Here is a 21,900-nt window from a genome sequence, read left to right as displayed (position 1 = left end):
AGGCCCGGGCCTACCCGTGCCCGCCTGTGGACAACCGCAGCCCGCCGGGCCAGCGATGGGTCAGGCTCGGGGGCATGTCGGACGTCAACGAGGTACGGGCCGTCCTCGGCGCACACGGTGGCGTCGCCACGACGGCGCAGCTGGCGGCTCTGGGCGTGACGCCGGTCCAGCTCAGGTCCTTGCTCGCTGCGGATGTCCTGGTGCGGATCCGTCGATCCTCCTTCGTTGACGGGGCGAGGTGGCGGGAGGCCAGCCACTGGGACCGGCACGAGCTGCGCGCACGGGCCGTGGCGCTGGTCCTGTGCGCACCGGCCTCGCCGTACGCGCTGAGTCATCACAGCGCCCTTGCCGTGCTCGGCATCGGCGTCTACGACGTGGACGACCGCGTGCACCTGGTCCGCACCGACGGCCGCCGCGGTCGGAGCGGGAAGGTCGTTCATGTGCATCCCCCCGTCCTCCCCCGCTGGGTGGCCGAACGGGACGGCATACCTGTGGTCGTCCCCGAGCTTGCGTGCCTGCAGGTCGGGGTCGCCTCAGGGGTCGTCTCGGGCCTGGTCAGCGCAGACTCAGCCCTGCGCGTCGGGGCAACCGACCCGCCTGGCCTGGAGAGGGCCAGACCGTGCATCGTCGGACCCAGGTCCCCACGAGCCGACGTGATCCTGGAGCACGCCACGGGCCTCAGCGACTCGGGCGGGGAGACGCGGTGCAGGTGGATCATGCACACGGTCGGGTTGCCGGCGCCCGAGCTGCAGGTGCCGGTCCGTGACAAGGCCGGGGACCTGGTGGGCATCGTGGACTTCCTGTTTCGGGAGCATTGGACGATCGTCGAGTTCGACGGGGCGCTCAAGTACAGCGGCAGGGTCGACCTGGTCGCAGAGAAGCGTCGCGAGGACCGGCTCCGTGAGCTCGGGTACGAGATCGTCCGGATCACCTGGTCGGACCTTGCTCAGCCCGAGCGCGTACTGGCAAAGATCCGGGCCGCCTTCAGTCGAGCCCGGGTCCGCCGCCGGCCCGTCGCCTGAACGTCCCTTCGTCCGACCGTCAGCCGGCGATGCCCGCCCTTCCCGACCTGTGCACCTCGAGGTCACTTGTACGGGTGTCATAACCCGCGCACAGCTCCGACGTCGTTGCACAGGTGCGGGGGTGGGAGGTCAGTCGGTGCCGGCCGCCCGCCTCACGAGCTCCCTGATCTTGTCGGCGTCGGTGTCGGTGAGCGCGGTGAGGGCCCAGGAGACCGGCCACATCGAGCCCTCGTCGAGGTGTGCGGCCTCGTCGAATCCGATGGTGGAGTAACGGGCCTCGAACTTCGAGGCGCCTTGGAAGAAGACGACGATCTTGCCGTTCGCGTCGGCGTAGGCCGGCATGCCGTACCAGGACTTCGCCTTCAGGTCCGGCGCCACCTCCCTGACGATCCCGTGGACCTGTCTCGCCAGCTTCTGCTCGTCCTCGGGCATCTCGGCGATCTTCTCCAGGACCGCCTCCTCCAGCTTCTCCTTTTTCTGGCTCGCCCTGAGCTCGGCCGCGCGCTCCTTCATCGCCTTCTTCTCCGCCGCGGAGAAGGACTCCTTGTTCGTCGTCCCTGCCATGGTCGCTCTCCTTCGGGGTCGGTCAGGCCTGCTGGATGCGGACGGAGTTGCCGGCCGGGTCCCGCACCGCGAAGTCCCGCGCACCCCAGTCCTGGTCCATCGGCTCCTGCATGACGTCGGCCCCGCTGGCCTGCACCCGCTCGAACGCGGCGTCCAGGTCCGTGGCCGCCAAGTTGATGCCGGCGTAGGTGCCCTTGGCCATCATCTCGGTGATGACGGCACGCTCGTCGTCCGTGATGCCCGGGTCGACCGCCGGCGGGTGCAGGACGATCGAGGTGTTCGGCTGACCGGGAGGGCCGACCGTGATCCAGCGCATCTGGCCCGAGCCCACGTCCCCGCGGACCTCGAAGCCCAGGGCGTCGCGGTAGAAGGCCAGCGACGCCTCGGGGTCGTCCGCCGGCAGGAAGCTTGACTGAATGGTGATGTCCATGCGCTTCACGGTAGGGGTGTCGTCGGCAGCGGCGCTTCTCGATTCCTGATCGGTCTGGTCACCTTCCTCGTGACGCACGGCGGGATGGCCAGCCGCCCGGCATCCCTGCGGTAGACGCTCGGCGACATCCCGACCAGCTCGGAGAAGCGGGTGCTGAAGGTGCCGAGCGAGGAGAAGCCGACCTGGAAGCAGATCTCGGTCACGCTGAGGTCACCCCGGCGCAGCAGGGTCATCGCACGCTCGACCCGGCGGGTCATCAGGTAGGAGTAGGGCGACTCCCCGTAGGCCTCCCGGAACTGGCGGGAGAGGTGGCCCGCCGACAGGTGCACCTCCCGGGCGAGCGCGGGCACGTCCAGCGGCTGGGCGTAGTCGCGGTCGATCCGGTCACGGACCCGTCGCAGCAGCGCCAGGTCGCGCAACCGCTGGTCGCTCGCGGTGCGGGTGCCCACCACGGCGATGATGCCACTCACCGGGGACACCCGCACCGACCTGCGTCGCTGCACGCTGTCGGTGGCCGGGTCTACCGTCGATCCATGGAGACGACACCGACGTCGAGCCGCCCCACGTTCCCCGACGGCTACGGCATACCCGAGACGTCCGAGGGGCTCCTGACCTGGGACCAGGTCGAGCCCCGCCTGCGCGACGCGATGCACTACTGGCTGAGCAGCGTGCGGCCCGACGGTCGCCCGCACTCCGTGCCCCGGTGGGGGGTGTGGCTGGACGGTCGGTTCTGGTACGACGGGGCGCCCACCACGCGGCACACCCGCAACGTGGAGCAGAACCCCGCGGTGACGCTCACGCTGGAGAGCGGCACCGAGGTCGTCATCGTGGAGGGTGAGTCGAGCGCCACCCGCGCCGACCCCGAAGGGCTGGGCGCCCGCCTCGCGGAGGCGTTCGGCAAGTACGCGTCGTCGGGCTACACCCCGCCGGCCGACTCGTGGTCGGTGCCGCACGGCGGCGGCCTGCGCGTGGTCACCCCCACGCGGGCGATGGCCTGGTTCGCCTTCCCCCAGGACTGCACCCGGTTCACCTTCCGCGCCGCGACGACGGAGGAACCGGTATGACGTCGCGCTGGCGGGAGGGCGGGACGGCCGAGCGGCCTGCGGTCTTCTTCGACGGCCCCGAGGCGTTCCGCGCCTGGCTCGAGGAGCACCACGCCACAGCCCCCGAGCTGTGGATGGGACTGCGGCGCAAGGGGGTGGAGGACCGGGGGCTGACCTGGGCGGAGGCGGTGCCCGTGGCGCTGTGCTTCGGCTGGATCGACTCCCTGAGCCAGCGGATCGACGAGGACTCCCGCCGCCAGCGCTGGACGCCACGGCGCCGGGGCAGCACCTGGAGCCTGGTGAACGTCGCGCACGTGGAACGGTTGCTGGCCGAGGGACTCATGCACCCGGCGGGCATCGCGGCCTACGAGGCCCGCCGCCCCTCCGTGACCCGGCACGAGCTCGACGGTCTCGTCGGTGTGGGCCAGCTCCGGGCGCCTCAGTCGCCCGTGCGGCCCAGGAGGTCGTGACGGACGACGACCTGGTCACGGCCGGGACCCACGCCGATGACGGACACCCTGGCCCCCATCAGCTCCTCGAGGCGCTCGACGTACCGCTGCGCCGCGTCGGGAAGGTCGGCGAACTCGCGGCACCCGGTGATGTCCTCGCTCCACCCCGGCAGCTCCTCGTAGACCGGGGTCGCGTGGTGGAAGTCGGACTGGTTGACCGGCATCTCCTCGAACCGGGTCCCCTGCACGTCGTAGGCCACGCACACCGGCACCGTCTCCAGACCGGTGAGGACGTCGAGCTTGGTGACGACGAAGTCGGTGATGCCGTTGACGCGCTGGGCGTAGCGGCCGATGACGACGTCCGCCCACCCGCAGCGGCGCGGCCGGCCGGTGGTGGTGCCGTACTCGGCGCCGACGTCGCGGAGCCGCTGACCGAGGTCGTCCTGCAGCTCGGTCGGGAACGGGCCCTCCCCCACGCGCGTGGTGTAGGCCTTGAACACCCCGATGACCCGCTCGATGCGGGTGGGCGGCACGCCGGAGCCGGTGCACGCCCCGCCCGAGGTCGCGTTGGAGGAGGTGACGAAGGGGTAGGTGCCGTGGTCGACGTCGAGCAGCGTCGCCTGGCCCGCCTCGAAGAGCACGGTCTTCCCGGCGTCGAGCGCCTGGCCCAGCTCCAGCACCGTGTCGGTGACCATCGGCCGGATGCGCTCGGCGTGGCGGAGCAGCTCCTCCATGACCTCCTCGACCTCGATCGCGCGCCGGTTGTAGACCTTGAGCAGCAGCTGGTTCTTCGTGTCCAGCGCGGACTCCACCTTCTGCCGCAGGATCGAGGTGTCGTACAGGTCCTGCACCCGGATGCCGATGCGGTTCATCTTGTCGGCGTAGGTCGGTCCGATGCCGCGCCCCGTCGTGCCGATCCTGCGCTTGCCGAGGAAGCGCTCGTGGACCCGGTCCAGGACCCGGTTGTAGGGCGGGATCAGGTGAGCGCTGGCGCTGATGAGCAGCTTCGAGGTGTCCACCCCGCGAGCCTCGAGGCCGTCGAGCTCCTCGATCAGGACCGCGAGGTCGATGACCACACCGTTGGCGATCACCGGCGTGCACCCGGGCGAGAGGATGCCGGAGGGCAGCAGGTGCAGCGCGTACTTCTGGTCGCCGACGACCACCGTGTGCCCGGCGTTGTTGCCGCCGTTGAACTTCACCACGTAGTCGATCTCGGAGCCGAGCAGGTCGGTGGCCTTGCCCTTCCCCTCGTCACCCCACTGGGCGCCGACGAGGACGATCGCAGGCATGTCTGCCTTTCGGGTCGTGGACGGGACGCCCAACTCTAGCGTCGGTCGTTCCCCAGGAGTCCGCGGCCGGCGACCGCCAGCCCCAGCTGGAACCTGGTGTCCACCCCGTGCTCCTCCATGAGCGCCGCGATCCGCCGCCGCACCGTCCGCAGGCTCAGCCCGAGCTGGCGCGCGAGGGCCTCGTCCTTGAAGCCGAGCGCCAGCAGCTCGAGCAGCTTGAGGTCCCGCGCGGCCGCGTCCCGGCTCAGCACCGGCTCCGCGCGCCGCCACAGCTCCTCGAACAACGTGACGAAGACCTCCACCACCGGGCCCGTCCGGAGCAGCAGGAAGTCGCCGTCAGGGCCACCGCCCTCGTCGAGGAGGACACCGGTCCGGCCCCACACGCCGAACTCCACCCGGATCGCGTCGTCCGGCAGGTAACGCTGGCGCTCGCCGGCGGCGGCCCGCCGCTCGACGAAGGCGTGCCAGTGGGGGTCCTCGAGCATCGAGAGCGGGAAGATGGTCCGCACGACCCTTCCCGAGGCGACGACGTCCTCGAACTGCCGCCGCACCCCCTCGTCGTGACCGGGGCCCGCCTCCACCTGACCGGCGACCTGGAGCACGTCGCCGTGGGAGGTCCGGAAGAGGTGGTCGACGACCGAGGGGGCCTGGCTGGGCGGGACCTGCTCGAAGAGCGGCAGCCTCGGTCCGGAGAGCTGCAGGCCCCTCCGGTAGTCGAACTCGAAGCTCTCCAGCGCCCGCCGCAGGCCCAGCAGCTGCAGCCGCCGAGCGTCCAGCTCGGCCTCCTCGCCGTCGAGCAGCCGCCCGACGGTGGCCCTCGGGTCGTCCACCCGGACCGTCCCGTCGGGGGAGACGCCGACGAGCTGCATGCGCTCCAGGTCGCGGAAGACCCGCTCCGCCCGACGCAGGGTCCACCCCAGGGCGCCGGCGTGGTCGTCGAGCGACCCCGTGGAGGAGCGGAGGAGGTGGCGGTAGAGCTGCTCGGGCTCCCCGTCCAGCACCAGGTCACGTGGTTGAGACTTCACTCATGGCAGGTTAGGGCCACTGGCCGGGTTGGGCCACCGGAGGGTGCGGGGTTCTGGTTGTATGAGCCCGTCGGACGAGACGTCAGGGGACGCGAGCCGTCTGACCTCAGGGGGCGCGGTGGGGCCGGGATCACTCCCGGCCCCACCGCGCGGGGGGAGCTAGAGCCCCAGCTCGCGCGCCGCCTGCGCGGAGGAGGCCCGGAGGAACTCGGTGCAGCGCACCTGCTCCTCGACCTCCCCGATCCGTCCCGCGGCATGCGCCAGGGCCGCGAGGGCGCGCAGGAACCCACGGTTCGGCTCGTGCTCCCACGGCACCGGACCCTGGCCCCGCCAGCCGGAGCGCCGCAGGGCGTCCAGCCCCCGGTGGTACCCGGTCCGCGCGTACGCGTAGGCCGCGACGTCCTCGCCCTCCTCCAGGGCGGCCTCGGCCAGCACCGCCCAGACCAGGCTCGAGGCGGGGTATGCCGCCGCGACCGTCCGCGGGTCCTGCTCGGTCAACCGGGCGGCGGCGGGGTCCTCGGGCAGGTGGGTGGGCGGGATCCCGAGCAGGTCGGGGCCGCTCACGCGTGGGTGCCCGCGGACCGCAGGGCCTGGCAGGCCTCGACGACGCGCTCCGCCATGGCGGTCTCGGCGACCTTGCCCCAGGCGCGGGGGTCGTAGAGCTTCTTGTTGCCGACCTCGCCGTCGACCTTGAGCACGCCGTCGTAGTTGGCGAACATGTAGCCGGCCACGGGACGCGTGAAGGCGTACTGGGTGTCGGTGTCGATGTTCATCTTCACGACGCCGTAGTCCACCGCGTCGGAGATCTCCTGGGCGCTGGAGCCGGACCCCCCGTGGAAGACGAGGTCGAAGGGCCGCTCGTCCGCGCCGAGGCCCAGCTCGCGCGCGGCGGCCTCCTGCGCCGCCAGGAGGATCTCGGGGCGCAGCTTGACGTTGCCGGGCTTGTAGACCCCGTGCACGTTGCCGAAGGTCAGCGCCGCCAGGTAGCGGCCCTTCTCACCGCTCCCGAGGGCCCGGACGGTCGCGATCGCGTCCTCGGGCGAGGTGTAGAGCTGCTCGTTGATCTCGTTGGCGACCCCGTCCTCCTCGCCACCGACGACCCCGATCTCGACCTCCAGGATCGTGCGCGCCTGGGCGGACAGGTCCAGCAGCTCCTCGGCGATCTGCAGGTTCTCCTCCAGCGGCACGGCGGACCCGTCCCACATGTGCGACTGGAAGTAGGGCAGGCCGCCCCCCTTCACCCGCTCGATCGAGGCGGCCAGGAGCGGACGGACGAAGCCGTCGAGCTTGTCCTTGGGGCAGTGGTCGGTGTGCAGGGCGATGTTGACGTCGTACTTCCTGGCCACCTCGTGCGCGAAGGCGCTGAAGGCCAGCGAACCGGTGACCATGTCCTTGACGCCCTGGCCGGAGAAGAACTCGGCGCCGCCCGTCGAGACCTGGATGATGCCGTCGCTGCCGGCGTCCGCGAAGCCCTTGATGGCGGCGTTGAGGGTCAGGCTCGAGCTGACGTTGATGGCCGGGTAGGCGAAGCTGCCTGACTTGGCCCGGTCGATCATCTCGGCGTAGACCTCAGGAGTGGCGATGGGCATGGGAGTCCTCCTCGGACGGGCGCGGCTAGGGCTGCTCCCCATGCTTCCACAGGGCGCGATCCCGAACCCCTAGGGTGTGCGCATGGCAGGCCCGCTGGACCAGTACCCCACCCGCGCCGGCGTCTTCGACGAGACCGTCGCGGGCGACGGCGCCGTCCGGGAGGCCTACCGGCAGATGGTCGAGCAGTTCGAGGCCCTGGGGCTGGAGGACGTGCGCTCGCGCGCGGAGTACGTCAGCACGAGCTACCACGACCAGGGGGTGACCTTCGACTACGCGGGCGAGGAACGGCCCTTCCCCCTCGACATCGTGCCGCGCGTCATCGACGCGCCGACCTGGGCGCACGTCGAGGCGGGGGTGGCGCAGCGGGTCAGGGCGCTGGAGGAGTTCCTGGCCGACGTCTACGGCGCAATGCAGATCGTCACCGACAGGGTGCTCCCGCGGCACGTGGTGACCACCAGCGCCCACTACCACCGCGTGGCGTTCGGCATCCAGCCCGTGAACGGGGTGCGGATCCACGTCTCGGGCATCGACCTCGTCCGGGACGGGGACGGCGTCTTCCGGGTCCTCGAGGACAACGTCCGCATCCCCAGCGGCGTCTCCTACGTCCTGACCAACCGGCGCGCCATGACCGCCACCCTCCCCGAGGTGGTGGGGACCCACCGGATCCGGCCCGTGGCGGCATACCCCGCCCGTCTGCTGCGCGCGCTGCGCGCCGCCGCGCCGAGCGGCGTCCAGGACCCCGAGGTCGTCGTGCTGACCCCCGGCCCGTTCAACTCGGCCTACTTCGAGCACAGCCTCCTGGCCAGGCTGATGGGGTGCCGGCTCGTCGAGGGCCGTGACCTCGTCACCCAGGGTGGTCGGGTGATGATGCGCGACACCCACGGCATGCAGCCGGTGCACGTGATCTACCGCCGGGTCGACGACGACTTCCTCGACCCCGTGGCGTTCCGCAACGACTCGGTCCTCGGCTGCCCCGGCGTGCTCAGCGCCGCGCGGGCGGGCAACGTGACGATCGCCAACGCCGTCGGCAACGGCGTCGCCGACGACAAGCTCATGTACAGCTACGTGCCCGACCTGATCCGGTACTACCTCGACGAGGAGCCGCTCCTGCCCAACGTCGACACCTGGCGGCTTGAGGACCCGTCCCACCGGGAGGAGGTGCTCGACCGGCTCGACGAGCTGGTGCTCAAGCCGGTCGACGGCTCGGGCGGCAAGGGCATCGTCATCGGCCCGCAGGCGGACCGGGCCGAGCTGGACGCCCTCCGGGAACGCGTGATCGCCGCCCCCCGGGGCTGGGTCGCCCAGCCCGTGGTCCAGCTCTCGACCGTCCCGACGATGGTCGAGGAGGGTATGCGGCCGCGGCACGTCGACCTGCGGCCGTTCGCCATCAACGACGGGGAGAAGGTCTGGGTGCTGCCCGGCGGTCTGACCCGGGTCGCGCTGGGCGAGGGCGAGCTCATCGTCAACTCCAGCCGGGGGGGCGGCTCCAAGGACACGTGGGTGCTCTCCGGCGACGGTCGGCGCACGCGGGTCCTGCCGCGGCCACAGGTGGCTTTCCAGACCGCCTCGGCACCCCAGGTGGCGCAGAAGCGCTCGGAGGCCGAACCTTCCGAGCAGGAGCAGCAGCAGCAGCAGGTGCGGCTCCCCCGTGCCGGGGGTGCGCCGTGCTGAGCCGGATCGCCGAGTCGCTCTTCTGGATCGGTCGTTATCTCGAGCGGGCGGAGGACACCTCGAGGCTGCTCGACGTGCACCTGACGCTGCTGCTGGAGGACCCCGTGCTCGACGAGGAGGCCACCAGCCTGGTGCTGCTGCGGGTCATGGGGATCGACTCCGAGACCAGCCCGGACCACCAGACCGTGCTGCGCCAGCTGGGCTGGGACGAGGGTTGTCCCTCCTCGATGGTCGCGGCCTTCCACGGTGCGCGGGAGAGCGCCAGCCGCTCCCGGGAGACGGTCTCCCAGGAGATGTGGGAGGCCATCAACACCACCTGGAACATGATGCGCGGCAACCGGCTGCAGCTGCTGCCGGCCCCCCGGTCCTGCCGGCTGGTGCGGGAGCGGTGCCAGATCGTGGCCGGCATCGCCGACTCGACGATGAGCCGGGACGAGGGATGGCACTTCCTCATGCTGGGCCGTTCCCTGGAGCGGGTCGACATGACGTCCCGCATCATCGAGTCGGCCGCCTACAACGGCGACTCGCCGTCGGCCTGGACGCAGACCCTGCGTGCCTGCGGTGCGCACCACGCGTTCGTCCGGACCTACCGCGGGCTGGCGACCGACCGCGAGGCAGCCGAGTTCCTGCTGCTCAACCGACGCTTCCCCCGCTCGGTCCTGTCCTCCCTCGAGCAGGCCGAGGAGGCCCTGACCGCCCTGGAGACCGCGGCCAGCCGGGCCCCCCGCACGAGCGAGTCGCACCGCATGCTGGGCCGGTCCCGGGCGCAGCTGGAGTACGGCTCGATCGAGGAGATGATGCACGACCTGCCGGAGCGGATGAGCCAGCTGCAACGCACCTGCGGCGTCGTCAACGACGCCGTGGCGACCGACTACTTCGACGGCTCCGGCCAGTCGGTGTGGCGCGCGGGGGTGCGCTGATGCTGCTCCGCGTCGTGCACCGGACCGGGTACGAGTACGCCGGGACCGCCAGCCACTCCTTCAACGAGGCGCGGATGACGCCGCGGCAGACCCTGCACCAGCAGGTGCTGCACACCAAGGTCGACATCGCCCCGGCCGCCTGGACCAACACCTACACCGACTACTGGGGGACCACGGTCACCCAGTTCGAGGTGTACGAGCCGCACCAGCAGCTCATGGTCACGGCCACCTCCACGGTGGACGTGCAGCGCCCCCCGGTCGACGGGCACGGGCTGAGCTGGGACGCGCTGCGCTCGGCAGAGGTGTTCGACGACCTGAGCGAGTACCTCCTGCAGACGCCCTCCGTCGAGCCGCCCGCGGACCTGCGCGCCCTCATCGCGGAGATCGCCGGGAGCAGCGCGACGCCGGGCGAGTGCGCCCGGCAGGTCGTCGACCTCGTCCACCACGAGATCCGCTACGTGACCGGGTCAACGGGCGTGCACACCCGCGCCGCGGAGGCGTGGGCGGGGCGCTCGGGGGTCTGCCAGGACATGTCCAACCTCACCATCGGCTGCCTCCGCTCGGTCGGCATCCCGGCCTGCTACGTCAGCGGCTACCTCCTGCCCGCACGGGAGCCCGAGGTCGGCAAGGCCTACAAGGGAGAGTCGCACGCGTGGATCCGGTGGTGGGACGGCGAGTGGGTCGGCATGGACCCGACCAACGCCGTCCGGCCGGGACCCCGCCACGTGGAGGTGGGTCGCGGGCGTGAGTACGGCGACGTGCCGCCCCTGCGCGGGATCTACACCGGCACGAGGAGCAGCGCGATGTTCGTGGAGGTGGAGCTCACCGCGCTGCGCTGAGCGCGGTCAGCCGATCCGGGCGGGCGCCGTGTGATCGTCGGTCGGCAGCTCCCCGTCCTCCACGGTGGCCGTGACGGTGATCGAGCCGAACCGCAGCCCGCCGGAGTGGGTCGTCAGGAACGAGGTCTCGCTCGCGTCCGCCCCGGTCGCGATGCGCACCAGGGCGGGCCGCGGCGCCAGCCGGGTGGGGTCCACCACCACCCACCGGCCGTCGACCGCGGCCTCGACGACGGCGTGGAAGTCCATCGGGGACAGACCGGGCGCGTAGGCCCCGACCAGCCGCGCCGGCACCCCCCTGGCCCGCAGGAGCGCCGTCGTGAGGTGGGCGTAGTCGCGGCACACGCCCTGCCGCTTGAGGTAGGTGTCGCTGGCACCGTCGGTCACGCGCGAGGAACCCAGGACGTAGCTCAGGTGCCCGGACACCCACCCGGCCACCCTCAGCACGCCCTCCTCGCCGGAGACGTCACCCACCTCGGCGCGGGCCACCGCCTCCAGCCGGTCGAGGTCCACGTAGCGGCTGGGTCGCACGAAGTGGATCCGGTCGAGGTCGGTGACCGCCCCACCGGCCCCGCCGTCCTCGACCCGGGCGTCGTAGGCCACGCTCAGCTCGCCGGGCGGGACGTCGCGCAGGACGTGCCACCGGGTGCCGGAGGCGCGGTCGAGCACCTCGGTGACCGGGACCGGCCGACCGTCGACCGTGACCTCCAGGCGCTCCTGGTTCCGGACGACCTGGTCGGCCACCGCCACCCCCAGGGTGGCCTCGACGGGCGAGGTCACGGTGGCGGTGAGCTGGGCGGTGACGTGGCGGCGCATGGAGGGCATCGTCTCAGGCGCCGGCGTGCTGCAGCGCCCAGTGGTACATCACGACGGCGGCCGCCGCACCGGCGTTCATCGAGCGGGTCGACCCGTGCTGGGTGATCGCCAGCACCTCCTCGCAGGCGGCGAGGGCGTCCACGCTCAGGCCCGGCCCCTCCTGACCCAGCAGGAGTATGCAGTCGCGCGGAACGGCATACCCCTCCAGCGGGCGGGACCCGGGGACGTTGTCCACGCCCAGCAGCGGCAACCCCCGCTCCCCGGCCCAGGCGACGAGCGCGGCGACGTCGGCGTGGTGGTGCTCGTGCTGGTAGCGGTCGGTGACCATCGCCCCCCGGCGGTTCCAGCGCCGACGGCCCACGACGTGGAAGGCCGCCGCGTTGAAGGCGTTCGCGGTGCGCACGACCGAGCCGATGTTGAAGTCGTGCTCCCAGTTCTCCACGGCGACGTGGAACCCGTGCCGGCGGGTGTCGAGGTCCGCCACGATCGCCTCGTGCCGCCAGTAGCGATAGCGGTCCACCACGTTGCGGGCGTCACCGGCGGCGAGCAGCTCGGGGTCGAGGTGGCCGGGGAGCGCACCGTCCCCGTCGACGGGCCAGCCTCCGTCCCAGGGCCCGACGCCGACCGAGCCCGCCGGGCGGTCCGTCATACCTCGGAGCGGCGGGAGCGCAGCGTGCGCACCCGGCTCACGACGAACCACGCCACACCCAGCACCACCGCGCCGATGACGACGAGCTGCAGGACGCCGGCGTACTCCTCCACGACGTGCCAGTTCTCCCCGAGGGTGTAGCCGGCGAGGACGAAGATGGTGTTCCAGATGAGGCTGCCCGAGAGGGTGAGCAGGGTGAAGATCCCCACCGGCATCCGCTCGACGCCCGCGGGGATGGAGATGAGGCTGCGGAAGATCGGCACCATCCGGCCGAAGAACACCGCCTTCTTCCCGTGCCGTGAGAACCAGGCCTCGGTGCGGTCGAGGTCATCGAGGTTGACCAGCGGCAGCCTCCCCCACACGGCCCGGAGCCGCTCCCGGCCGAAGACGGCACCCAGGGTGTAGAGGAGGAGGGCGCCCACGACCGAGCCGGCCGTGGTCCACGCGATCGCGCCCTGCACCGAGAAGGTCCCCTGGCTCGCGGTGAAGCCCGCCAGCGGGAGGATCACCTCGCTCGGCAGCGGGGGGAAGAGGTTCTCGAGGGCGATCACGAGGCCCGCGCCGGGGCCACCCAACCGTTCCATGACGTCGACGGCCCACCCGGCGACGCCGGTGAGCTCGGTCTGCGTGGTCACGTGCGGGTACTCCTGTCAGGGGGAAGGACGATTGTCCCATCACCCGCGGGTCGCGGGCGCATCCGTGGCCGGACCTGCACTTTCGCACTACGGTGGACGCAGCGCCGCGCAGTGCGGTGGCCTCGACGCGACCGGGCGCCGGTCGTCACTAGGAGGGACGTCTTATGACCGACACCACCAGGTGGATCATGATCATCCTGCTGCTGCTGCTCATCGGCGCGGCGGTGTTCATGCTCCTGCGCTCCCCCGGCAAGGACGACGGCGAGGAGCTGCGGCGCGGTGAGACCGACGCCGACCGCGACGGGGTCGCCGACACCGACGAGGTCCGCGGCATGGACTCCGGCCGGCCGGAGCGCGGCGTGTACGACCAGGCGGCGGAGGACCGGGCCGCCGGTGACCGCGCAGCCATGGAGGAGGCGCCGCAGTATGCCGTGGACCGCCCGGGTGACGCGGTCACCGTCGACGAGAGCCGTCTCGGGGCGACGTCGGAGGAGACCTACGAGCCGGTCGTCGACGAGCGCACCGACGAGCACATCGACGGGCCCACCCCGGAGGAGTCCACCTACCAGCCGGCCGCGGGGGCCTACGACACCGACGACTCGGGTCATGTGGACGAGACGTCCCGCCCGACGACGACGGACCGACCGGACGAGACCGGTGCGGCCCAGGACGGTCCGCCCATGCGTGACGCGGCTGCGATCGGTGCTGCGGCTGCAGCCGGTAGCGCCGTCGCGGCGAGCCATGACCGCTCGGAGGTCGCCCACGAGGAGCCCGGCCACCACGACCAGGAGCGGATCGGTGTGGACGAGGCGGGCTACGCGGCCGACACCACGGCATACCGCGACGAGTCCGCCGCCTACACCGGCGAGACGGGTGCCGAGGTGCACCCCCTCTCGGACGAGGACGTCGAGGCGGGCGCCCGCACCGAGCCGCTGACCGCGGACGAGGTGGTCGCTGCCGACGGCTCCGGCTACGGCGACGAGGTCGGGACGCGCGAGGACGAGTACCCCGTCGGTGACCGCGAGACCTACCGCGCGGACGAGGGGGACGCCGTCCCGGTGCACGACGACACACCCACCCGTGTCGAGGACGACACGCGCGACACGGCGGTGAGCTCCGCGCCGGCAGGGGGGACCTACACCCAGGACCCCCTCGTGCCGACCACCGCGGACGACACCGAGACCTCCGGAGCGACGTACGCCGGGACGACGGCCGCCGCCGCCGACCGGTCCGCCGGCGACCTGCCCGCCGACACCCCGGCCGAGCGTGAGGACGTCGACACCGACCCCGAGCGGGAGCGCGACGCGACGGACGACGCCAGGACCGAGGACGAGGGCCAGGGCTGGGACTCCGCACCGGCCGCCGGCGGCGGAGCCGCGGCCGCCGGCACGATGTTCGCCGAGTCGGTCTACGGACCCGGGTCGGCCCAGCCGCTCGAGGACGGGTCCGGGCCGGCCGGCTGGGAGGTCAAGGGCAACAGCGGCTCGATGCTCTTCCACACCTCCGACTCGCCCTCCTACGACGCCGTGCGCGCCGAGGTGTGGTTCGAGAACGAGGACGCGGCGCGCAACGCCGGGTTCGCCCACTGGGACCGTCGCCGCCGCTGAGCACGCAGCACCGGGCGGTTTCTCCACGCTCTCTACCCGCAGGCCCCGTCGACCTCGGTCGGCGGGGCCTGTCCGTGCCCCTGCCTCCCCGCGCGCGCGACCGGCCGGGTAGTCCCAACCGCCGACTCGCGCACCGCTCGTCCCACCTGGCACGGGTCTGCTGTGACCCCCGAAACTGGTGTGAAACCGGGAAAAATCTCGATCCGGATAACTACACCGCTGTGATATCTGTGGTGACCTGCGGCGATGCGCAAAGGGTGTGACGAACATCACGGTGTTACATAATTGTAGTTCCCAGCAAAATCACACTCTTGCTGGTCAGGGGGGTTGCGAGCGTCTCGGGTTTGCCTATTCACTGCTCTTGCTCGTCCCGTCGAGCTGTCCCTGTTGTGAACGTGATGATGGAAAGTCCCCGATGACCACACGCACGCGCAGTTTTTCCCGCACGCTCGTCGCTGCGGCGGCCGCCACCGCGCCCGTCATGGCTCTGGCCCCGGCGGCGCAGGCCGCCCCCGCGCCTGCGCCTGTGCCCCGGACGCCCCTCACGCCGGCGACCCCGGTGCTGCCCGCGATCGAGGTTCCGGCCGCCCCCTTCACGATGCTCCCGACGCTGCCCACGGTCGAGACCACCGTCACCCGCGTCGTGAGCGTCCCGGTCGCCAACGTGCGGTCCGGCCCGAGCACCGCCCACGGGGTCGTGGGGACCAGGACCTCCGGGACCACCGTGCGTGGTGTCATCAGCACCAACGGGTGGCTGAAGATCTCCGCGGCTGAGTTCATGGCCCCGTCGGTGCTCAGCACGCCGGCGAGCACCGGCACGGTCACCCAGTACGTGACCGCCGCCGTCGGCAACGTCCGTTCCGGCCCCGGCCTCGGCTACGGCGTCGTGGGGACCAAGACCCGGGGCACCGAGGTCCGGGGCAGCTGGGTCGACGGCTGGCTCTCCCTGGGCAGCGGGCAGTTCATCAGCAGCACGATCCTCTCCTCCACCGACCCCGACGGGGGGAGCGGTGGGGGCGGCTCGGACGTCGGCGGCACCAGCGTCACCCGCTGGGTCACCACCGCGGCCAACGTGCGGTCCGGGCCGTCCACGTCATACTCCGTCGTCGGGTCGCGCCAGGCCGGCGCGCAGGTCTCGGGCCCGCTGAGCTCCAACGGGTGGCTGCGGATCGCCGACGGCCAGTTCATGTCCCCCGGGGTCCTGACCACCACCGCCCCGGGCGGGGCGCCCGGTGGCGGTGGCGAGGCCACGACCGTCAAGCGCTGGGTCAGCGCCGCGGTCGCCAACGTGCGCTCAGGCCCGTCGACGTCCTACGGGGTCGTCGGCACCCGGGTCGCCGGCACCGAGGTGAGCGGCACCGTGAGCACCAACGGGTGGCTGCAGATGTCCGCCAGCCAGTGGATGGCCCCCACCGTGCTCACCTCCACACCGCCCGCCTCCTCGCCGGCACCGGCCCCGACGCCCCCGCCCACGGTGACCCCGCCGCCGTCCGGCACCTCGCCGCTGCGCCAGGCCGTCCTGGAGACCGCCAGCCGTTACGTCGGCTACCCCTACGTCCTCTACGGCACGCCCCCGAACGCCTTCGACTGCTCGTCGTACACCTGGTGGGTCTACCAGCAGAACGGGGTGAACATCCCGCGCACCGTGCGTGACCAGAAGGCGATGGTGACCCGGGTGACCGACCCCCAGCCCGGCGACCTCGTCTTCTACGACGACTTCTACCACGTGAGCCTCTACGCCGGCGACGGCAAGGTCTACGAGGCGCTCAACCCCACCGCGGGCGTCCGCTACGGCGACCCCGTCACCACCCGCATCTGGTTCGGCCGGCTCCCCGGCATGTGACCTGCCCGACCCGGCCACGACGCGGCCCCCGCACCCGGGGAAGGTGCGGGGGCCTCGTCGTCCGGGAACGGCATACCCTCGGTCCATGGGTCGAGCACTGATCACCGGCGCCACGGCCGGGCTGGGCCGCGAGTATGCGGAGCAGCTGGCGGCCGGGGGGAGTGCCCTGGTCCTCGTCGCCCGTGACGGGGCGCGCCTGGAGGAGGTGGCCGCCACCCTGCGGACCGCGCACGGCGTGGAGGTCGAGCCGCTCCCCGCCGACCTCGCCGACCCCGAGCAGCTGCGGAGGGTCGCGCAGCGCGTCAGCAGCAGCGAGCGCCCGGTGGACCTCCTCGTCAACAACGCCGGGTTCGGGCAGCAGCGGGACTTCCTGCGCAACGACCTCGCCGAGGAGGAGCGGGCCGTGCACCTCATGGTCGGTGCGGTCATGGTGCTCTGCCACGCTGCCGGCCGGGTCATGCGGGAGAGGGGGCACGGGGGCATTCTCAACGTCTCCTCCGTGGCCGGGTTCACGGCGATGGGGCACTACTCGGCGATCAAGGCCTACGTGACGGTGCTCACCGAGGGGCTGGCCACCGAGCTGGCCGGGTCCGGGGTGCACGTCACAGCCGTGTGCCCGGGTTTCACCCGCACCGAGTTCCACGAGCGCGCGGGGATGGACATGTCGCGGCTGCCGGAGTCGCTGTGGCTGGACGCGGCGGACGTGGTGCGGGAGTCGCTGGAGGCGGTCCGCCGGGGCCGGGTCGTGTCGGTGCCGTCCGCGCCCTACAAGGGGCTCGTGGCCCTGCTGCGCGTGGCCCCGCGGCGGCTGACCCGACGGGCCGCCGGGGCGCTCTCGACCCGGCGACGTGGACCGGCACGCGGGTGAGCGTCGGGCGCCGTCCACGCGCGTTACCCTCCATCCCATGACTGCCGCCCGTGACCGCCTGCTCGAGCTCGTCAGGGACCGGGCCGTGGTGCACGGACGGGTCAGGCTCTCCTCGGGCCAGGAGGCCGACTACTACGTCGACCTGCGGCGGATCACCCTCGACGGGGAGGCCGCCCCGCTCGTCGGCGACGTCATGCTCGACCTCGTGGACGACCTGGAGGTCGAGGCGGTCGGGGGGCTGACGATGGGCGCCGACCCGGTCGCCACCGCGATGCTGCACGCGGCCCACCGCCGGGGTCGCAGGCTCGACGCCTTCGTGGTGCGCAAGGCCGAGAAGGCCCACGGCCTGCAGCGGCGGATCGAGGGGCCGGACGTCGCCGGACGCAGGGTGCTGGTCGTGGAGGACACCTCGACGACCGGCGGGTCGCCGCTCGCGGCCGTGGAAGCCTGCCGCGAGGCCGGGGCGGACGTCGTGGCGGTCGCGGTCATCGCCGACCGCGACAGCGGTGCTGCCGAGCGGGTGCGCGGGGCCGGGGTGGACTACCGGGCGGCCTACTCGCTCGCCGACCTCGGGCTGGGCTGACGCAGCGGGCCCTGCCGTTCGCGGCACGACGCGCACGCTGAGCCGCCCGACAAGATCCGCGCTGCCGCCGGGGGCCCGGCTCAGAGTCGCGAGCGGAGCCAGTCGAGGTCGGCGGCGTGCTCGGCGGCACCTCCGGGCGTCTCCACCACGACCGGGGCGCCGGCCGCACGGACGACGTCGGCCAGCTCGTCCGGGGGGACGTGGCCGGAGCCGAGGTTGGTGTGCCGGTCGGCACCGGACCCGGCGGTGTCGCGCGAGTCGTTGGCGTGCACCAGGTCGATCCGTCCGGTGATCGCCCGGACCCGTTCGACGGCGTCCCCGAGCTCGATCCCGCCCGCCCAGGCGTGGCAGGTGTCGAGGCAGAAGCCGACCTGGTCCGCACCCTCGGCGCGACCGACGGCGTCCCACAGCATCGCGATGCGGTCGAGGTGCCGCGCCATGGCGTTGTCCCCGCCCGCGGTGTTCTCGATGAGCAGCGGCACCTTCAGGTCGGTCGCCTCCACCGCCTTGCGCCAGTTGTCGAAACCCTTCGCGGCGTCGTCGTCGACGCCCACGTGGCCACCGTGCACGATCAGCCCCTTCGCCCCGATCTGCGCCGCCGCGTCCATGTGCTGCTGCAGCAGCTTGCGGGAGGGGATCCGGATCCGGTTGTTGAGGGTCGCGACGTTGATGAGGTAGGGCGCGTGCACGTAGAGGTCGACGCCCGCCTCCTCCGCCGCGGCCCGCAGCCCCTCCGCCCCGCCCTCGTGGCGCACCTCTGGACCCTTGTAGCTCTGCGGGTCGCCGAGGAAGAACTGCACGAGCGGCGCCCGGCGTGCCACCGCCTCCGCGACGGGGTCGGTCTGCTCGACGTGGGCTCCCAGGGGCAGTGCGCTCATGCGGCCATCGTAGGCAGCCCCACCGACGGTCCCGCCCACCTACGCTTCGGGGTATGCCGCACCCCGCCTTCGACCTCTCCCTCTCCGTCCGGGGCGCCCGGGAGGAGGTGTGGGAGCGGCTCTGGGACCTCGACCGCCACACCGCGGCCGTCCCCCTGACCGTCGTGACCGGGGGCCCCCTCGGCCCCGGGTCCCGGTTCGTCGGACGCACCGCGCTGGGTCCGGTCGGCTTCGACGACGTCATGGTCGTGCGCGAGTGGGACCCGCCGCGCCGGTGCGTCGTCGAGAAGGTCGGCACCCCGCTGCGCGGCACGATCGTGGCGACGCTGCAGCCGGACACCCACGGCCGCACCCGGGTGCGCTGGCGGCAGAGCTTCGCCGTGACCCGGCTGCCCGACCGCCTGGTGGCGCTCGCGCGCCCGGCCGTGCGCACGGCATACCTGCTGGCGCTGCGGCGGATCACCCGCCCGGCGCGCCCTGTCTAGGGTGGACCGGTGCACCTCGCCACGTTCAACTGCAACAGCATCCGCACCCGCGTCGACCGGGTCGTCGCCCTCCTGGAGCGGCACGACGTCGACGTCCTGGCGCTGCAGGAGACCAAGTGCACCGACGAGCAGTTCCCGGCGCTGCCGTTCGAGCTGGCGGGCTACGAGGTGGCGCACGTCGGCCACAACCAGTGGAACGGCGTCGCGGTCGTCAGCCGGGTCGGGATCGAGGACGTGCAGGTCGGCTTCCCCGGGCAGCCGGGCTGGGGCGACCCCGTCGCCGCCGAGGCCCGCGCCCTCGGAGCGACGTGCGGCGGGGTGCGGGTGTGGAGCCTCTACGTCCCGAACGGCCGCAGCCTCGCGGACCCTCATCTGCTCTACAAGCTCGACTGGCTCGCCGCGCTCCGGGACGCCGGGTCACGGTGGCTCGCGGAGGACCCCGACGCGCAGATCGCGCTGATGGGCGACTGGAACATCGCGCCGACCGACGAGGACGTCTGGTCGGTCGACTACTACCGGGGCCGGACGCACACCTCGCCGGAGGAGCGTGCCGCCTTCGCGGCGGTCGTCGACGCGGGCTTCGAGGACGTCACGCGCAGCCACACGCCGGGGCCCGGGACCTTCACCTACTGGGACTACACCCAGCTGGCGTTCCCGAAGCGGCGAGGCATGCGGATCGACTTCTGCCTCGGCAGCCCGGCCCTGGCCGCGCGCGTCGAGGGGGCCTTCATCGACCGCGAGGAGCGCAAGGGCAAGGGCGCCAGCGACCACGCGCCCGTGGTCGTCGCCCTGACCGACGTCTGACACCCGGGTGCGGTCACCCTCCAGGGACCGCCATCGCGCTGGGGCGTGACGAAGGTCCCGCTAGGGTGACCGCACCCCTGCCTGGGGCGTGCGCCCGCCGCGGCGACCCAGGGCCAGCGGCAGGGTGAGCAGGCAGAGGACGGCGGTGATCGCCGTCCCGACGCCGAAGCCCGCGCCGACCGCGACCGTCCCCACGAGGACGGCACCGACCGCGGTGCCCGCGTCGAAGCCGGCGTTCCAGACGGCGCTGGCGGCGCCCACCCGGCGCGGCCCCGCCGCCTCGAAGGCGCGCAGCATGGTGAGGTTCTGCAGCGCGCCGTAGGCCACGCCGACGAGGGCGCACGCGAGGACCCACGGCACGACCCGGTCCTCGCCCACCTCGGTCCGCACCAGCCAGGCCACCCAGGCGAGCCCGACCACCGCGACGAGCACGAACGGCCAGACCAGCCGGCCGGCGCCCACCCGGTCGGCCAGCGCCCCGACCCGCCAGCGGGTGACCGCGGAGAGCAGGCCCAGCGAGAACAGCCCGGCCGCCGCCAGCCACCCGGTCGCCACCAGCTGCGGGGCGAAGGTGATGAGCGCGCCACCCGCGAGGGTGATCGCCAGCAGGACGAGGGTGGGCCGCACCAGCGCCCGGTAGGTCGAGGCGCCGGCGGCTGCGCCCGGCACGTCCGCGTGGCCGGGGCCCCGGGTCGCCCGCTCCGGCAGGTGCCGACCGAGGAGGTAGCAGGCCGGGACGCCGAGCAGCGGGAGCGCGCTGAGGACGAAGACCGGCCCGAACCCCCAGGCCTGGGCGACCCAGGCGCCGGAGGGCATGAGGATGACGTTGGGGACGGACAGCGCCAGGGAGTAGGCCCCGACCGCCGCGCCCCTCCGCCCCGCCGACACGACGAGGACCGCCGCGGCGCTGGCCGCCACGGTGAGGATGCCGAAACCCACCCCCCGGACGGCGGACAGCGCGAGCGTGGGGGCGAGGGCGTCGCTCACCACGTGCAGCAGCGCCGGCGCCCCGAGGAGCACCATGCCCAGCGCCAGCGCGTGCCCCCAGCCGAGGCGCCGGATCAGGGCCGGCACGAAGAACTGCGTGGCCACGGTGGTGCCGAGCAGGACGAAGTTCACCAGCCCCGCCCCGGCGCTGTCCGCTCCCCCGCGGACGGCCCACAGCGGCGCCACGGGGAGGAGCGCGGCATACCCGGAGAAGCCGGTGAAGGCGACGACGGCGAGAGCGGTCATCCCGGGGACGGCCCAGATGCTCCCGGGCACCTCGGGCCGCGACGTCGTCACGCCCTGGCAGCCTTGGCGGCGGCCTTCTTCTCCTTCTTGTAGGCACGCACCTGCTGCAGCGACTCAGGACCGGTGACGTCGGCGATCGACATGTGCACGCCGTCGCGGCCGTAGTCGCCGGCGGCCTCGCGCCACCCCGGCGCGCGCAACCCCCGCTGCTTGCCCAGGAGCGCCAGGAAGATGCGCGCCTTCTGGTCGCCGAAGCCGGGCAGCGCCCTCAGCCGCCGCAGCACCTCCGTCCCGTCCGGGTCGTCCCGGGTCCAGATCGTCGCGGCGTCCCCGTCCCAGTCGCGCACGACGGCGGCCGCGAGGTCGTGCACCCGCTGCCCCATCGACCTCGGGAACCGGTGCACCGCGGGCGGTGTGGAGCAGACAGCGACGAACTCCTCGGGGTCCGTCGCGGCGATCCGGTCGGGCTCGACCGACCCGAGACGCTCGGCGATCTTGCGCGGCCCGTCGAAGGCCACCTCCATCGGGATCTGCTGGTCGAGCAGCATGCCGGCGAGCAGGGCGAAGGGGTGCTCGGTCAGGATCCGGTCGGCCTCGGGGTCCCCGACGAGGGACAGGGTCTGGCTCATGCGCCGATGGTATGCCGCGCGGGGCGGCCCC

The 21,900-nt window shown here is 72.8% G+C and carries 25 protein-coding genes; 12 read left to right on the top strand and 13 right to left on the bottom strand.

Annotation, left to right across the window (positions count from 1 at the left end):
* The first annotated feature begins 74 nt into the window (after positions 1-74).
* The gene (locus D4B81_RS15370) at positions 75-1,022 is read left to right on the top strand and encodes a type IV toxin-antitoxin system AbiEi family antitoxin domain-containing protein (RefSeq protein ID WP_161965201.1); all 948 of its coding nucleotides are present in this window, start codon (positions 75-77) and stop codon (positions 1,020-1,022) included.
* A 129-nt stretch (positions 1,023-1,151) separates the two neighbouring features.
* Here the strand turns inward: D4B81_RS15370 and D4B81_RS15365 are convergent, their stop codons facing one another.
* Genes D4B81_RS15365 through D4B81_RS15355 form a run of 3 tightly spaced genes read right to left on the bottom strand, consistent with a single transcriptional unit; the run spans position 1,152 to position 2,486 of the window.
* Positions 1,152-1,586 (bottom strand): iron chaperone, encoded by a 435-nt coding sequence (locus tag D4B81_RS15365; RefSeq protein WP_122263563.1) that lies wholly within the window; start codon positions 1,584-1,586, stop codon positions 1,152-1,154.
* A 22-nt stretch (positions 1,587-1,608) separates the two neighbouring features.
* Complete coding sequence (locus D4B81_RS15360) at positions 1,609-2,016, bottom strand: VOC family protein (RefSeq protein ID WP_122263606.1); 408 nt, start codon at positions 2,014-2,016, stop codon at positions 1,609-1,611.
* 5 nt (positions 2,017-2,021) lie between these two features.
* Complete coding sequence (locus D4B81_RS15355) at positions 2,022-2,486, bottom strand: helix-turn-helix transcriptional regulator (RefSeq protein WP_237566039.1); 465 nt, start codon at positions 2,484-2,486, stop codon at positions 2,022-2,024.
* A 63-nt stretch (positions 2,487-2,549) separates the two neighbouring features.
* Here D4B81_RS15355 and D4B81_RS15350 point away from each other — a divergent pair, with 63 nt between their 5' ends.
* Positions 2,550-3,080, top strand: coding sequence for a pyridoxamine 5'-phosphate oxidase family protein (locus D4B81_RS15350; RefSeq protein ID WP_122263562.1), 531 nt, complete (start codon positions 2,550-2,552; stop codon positions 3,078-3,080).
* Positions 3,077-3,529, top strand: a complete 453-nt coding sequence (locus D4B81_RS15345) for a YdeI/OmpD-associated family protein (protein WP_237566038.1) — start codon at positions 3,077-3,079, stop codon at positions 3,527-3,529. Before D4B81_RS15350 ends, D4B81_RS15345 begins: the two co-directional genes overlap by 4 nt.
* Here D4B81_RS15345 and D4B81_RS15340 read toward each other — a convergent pair.
* The 4 genes from D4B81_RS15340 to fbaA form a co-directional block, all read right to left on the bottom strand.
* On the bottom strand, positions 3,499-4,797 hold the full coding sequence (locus D4B81_RS15340) for an adenylosuccinate synthase (RefSeq protein WP_122263561.1): 1,299 nt from the start codon (positions 4,795-4,797) through the stop codon (positions 3,499-3,501). The two genes, D4B81_RS15345 and D4B81_RS15340, sit on opposite strands and share 31 nt — an antisense overlap.
* Positions 4,798-4,832: 35 nt before the next feature.
* Complete coding sequence (locus D4B81_RS15335) at positions 4,833-5,822, bottom strand: helix-turn-helix transcriptional regulator (RefSeq protein WP_161965200.1); 990 nt, start codon at positions 5,820-5,822, stop codon at positions 4,833-4,835.
* 159 nt (positions 5,823-5,981) lie between these two features.
* A complete protein-coding gene (locus tag D4B81_RS15330) occupies positions 5,982-6,386 on the bottom strand; it encodes a DUF3151 domain-containing protein (protein ID WP_122263559.1) in 405 nt (134 codons plus the stop codon).
* Entirely contained in the window at positions 6,383-7,411 is a 1,029-nt protein-coding gene (gene fbaA / locus D4B81_RS15325; protein ID WP_122263558.1) for a class II fructose-bisphosphate aldolase, read from the bottom strand. Before fbaA ends, D4B81_RS15330 begins: the two co-directional genes overlap by 4 nt.
* 82 nt (positions 7,412-7,493) lie before the next feature.
* On the opposite strand from fbaA, the gene D4B81_RS15320 reads away from it, so the two are divergent.
* The 3 genes from D4B81_RS15320 to D4B81_RS15310 are packed head-to-tail and all read left to right on the top strand — an operon-like array spanning position 7,494 to position 10,842.
* Entirely contained in the window at positions 7,494-9,083 is a 1,590-nt protein-coding gene (locus D4B81_RS15320) for a circularly permuted type 2 ATP-grasp protein (protein ID WP_122263557.1), read from the top strand.
* Positions 9,077-10,003 carry an alpha-E domain-containing protein gene (locus D4B81_RS15315; protein WP_097188386.1) on the top strand — a complete coding sequence of 309 codons (927 nt, stop codon included), beginning with the start codon at positions 9,077-9,079 and terminating at the stop codon, positions 10,001-10,003. The genes D4B81_RS15320 and D4B81_RS15315 overlap by 7 nt, the downstream gene beginning before the upstream one ends.
* Positions 10,003-10,842: a transglutaminase family protein gene (locus D4B81_RS15310; protein ID WP_097188532.1), complete on the top strand. Its 840-nt coding sequence runs from the start codon at positions 10,003-10,005 to the stop codon at positions 10,840-10,842. Before D4B81_RS15315 ends, D4B81_RS15310 begins: the two co-directional genes overlap by 1 nt.
* Before the next feature lie 6 nt (positions 10,843-10,848).
* Here the strand turns inward: D4B81_RS15310 and D4B81_RS15305 are convergent, their stop codons facing one another.
* The 3 genes from D4B81_RS15305 to D4B81_RS15295 are packed head-to-tail and all read right to left on the bottom strand — an operon-like array spanning position 10,849 to position 12,888.
* Positions 10,849-11,655, bottom strand: coding sequence for a transglutaminase-like domain-containing protein (locus D4B81_RS15305; protein ID WP_122263556.1), 807 nt, complete (start codon positions 11,653-11,655; stop codon positions 10,849-10,851).
* A gap of 13 nt (positions 11,656-11,668) precedes the next feature.
* Positions 11,669-12,304 (bottom strand): TrmH family RNA methyltransferase, encoded by a 636-nt coding sequence (locus D4B81_RS15300; RefSeq protein WP_122263555.1) that lies wholly within the window; start codon positions 12,302-12,304, stop codon positions 11,669-11,671.
* A complete protein-coding gene (locus tag D4B81_RS15295) occupies positions 12,301-12,888 on the bottom strand; it encodes a DedA family protein (RefSeq protein WP_122263604.1) in 588 nt (195 codons plus the stop codon). The genes D4B81_RS15300 and D4B81_RS15295 overlap by 4 nt, the downstream gene beginning before the upstream one ends.
* Positions 12,889-13,103: 215 nt before the next feature.
* On the opposite strand from D4B81_RS15295, the gene D4B81_RS15290 reads away from it, so the two are divergent.
* The 4 genes from D4B81_RS15290 (at position 13,104) to pyrE (ending at position 17,840) form a co-directional block, all read left to right on the top strand.
* Positions 13,104-14,546 carry a sunset domain-containing protein gene (locus tag D4B81_RS15290; RefSeq protein WP_122263554.1) on the top strand — a complete coding sequence of 481 codons (1,443 nt, stop codon included), beginning with the start codon at positions 13,104-13,106 and terminating at the stop codon, positions 14,544-14,546.
* Between the two features lie 415 nt (positions 14,547-14,961).
* Positions 14,962-16,389, top strand: coding sequence for a C40 family peptidase (locus D4B81_RS15285; protein ID WP_161965199.1), 1,428 nt, complete (start codon positions 14,962-14,964; stop codon positions 16,387-16,389).
* A gap of 85 nt (positions 16,390-16,474) precedes the next feature.
* On the top strand, positions 16,475-17,257 hold the full coding sequence (locus tag D4B81_RS15280; RefSeq protein WP_122263552.1) for an SDR family NAD(P)-dependent oxidoreductase: 783 nt from the start codon (positions 16,475-16,477) through the stop codon (positions 17,255-17,257).
* 37 nt (positions 17,258-17,294) lie between these two features.
* On the top strand, positions 17,295-17,840 hold the full coding sequence (gene pyrE / locus D4B81_RS15275) for an orotate phosphoribosyltransferase (RefSeq protein ID WP_122263551.1): 546 nt from the start codon (positions 17,295-17,297) through the stop codon (positions 17,838-17,840).
* 80 nt (positions 17,841-17,920) lie between these two features.
* Here the strand turns inward: pyrE and D4B81_RS15270 are convergent, their stop codons facing one another.
* On the bottom strand, positions 17,921-18,718 hold the full coding sequence (locus D4B81_RS15270) for a deoxyribonuclease IV (protein ID WP_122263550.1): 798 nt from the start codon (positions 18,716-18,718) through the stop codon (positions 17,921-17,923).
* Between the two features lie 53 nt (positions 18,719-18,771).
* Between D4B81_RS15270 and D4B81_RS15265 the strand changes: the two genes are divergently transcribed.
* Both D4B81_RS15265 and D4B81_RS15260 read left to right on the top strand, forming a co-directional pair.
* Positions 18,772-19,203, top strand: coding sequence for an SRPBCC family protein (locus D4B81_RS15265; RefSeq protein ID WP_122263549.1), 432 nt, complete (start codon positions 18,772-18,774; stop codon positions 19,201-19,203).
* Positions 19,204-19,212: 9 nt separating this feature from the next.
* Positions 19,213-20,007, top strand: coding sequence for an exodeoxyribonuclease III (locus D4B81_RS15260; protein ID WP_122263548.1), 795 nt, complete (start codon positions 19,213-19,215; stop codon positions 20,005-20,007).
* Positions 20,008-20,067: 60 nt separating this feature from the next.
* Here the strand turns inward: D4B81_RS15260 and D4B81_RS15255 are convergent, their stop codons facing one another.
* Positions 20,068-21,291, bottom strand: coding sequence for an MFS transporter (locus tag D4B81_RS15255; RefSeq protein ID WP_237566037.1), 1,224 nt, complete (start codon positions 21,289-21,291; stop codon positions 20,068-20,070).
* Entirely contained in the window at positions 21,288-21,869 is a 582-nt protein-coding gene (locus D4B81_RS15250; RefSeq protein ID WP_122263547.1) for an HhH-GPD-type base excision DNA repair protein, read from the bottom strand. The genes D4B81_RS15255 and D4B81_RS15250 overlap by 4 nt, the downstream gene beginning before the upstream one ends.
* Between the last annotated feature and the right edge of the window lie 31 nt (positions 21,870-21,900).

The organism is Ornithinimicrobium cerasi (genome assembly GCF_003702705.1).
Lineage (GTDB): Bacteria > Actinomycetota > Actinomycetes > Actinomycetales > Dermatophilaceae > Ornithinicoccus > Ornithinicoccus cerasi.
The sequence above is the reverse complement of the archived record's forward strand: the minus strand, read 5'-3'. Positions and strand labels throughout refer to the sequence as shown.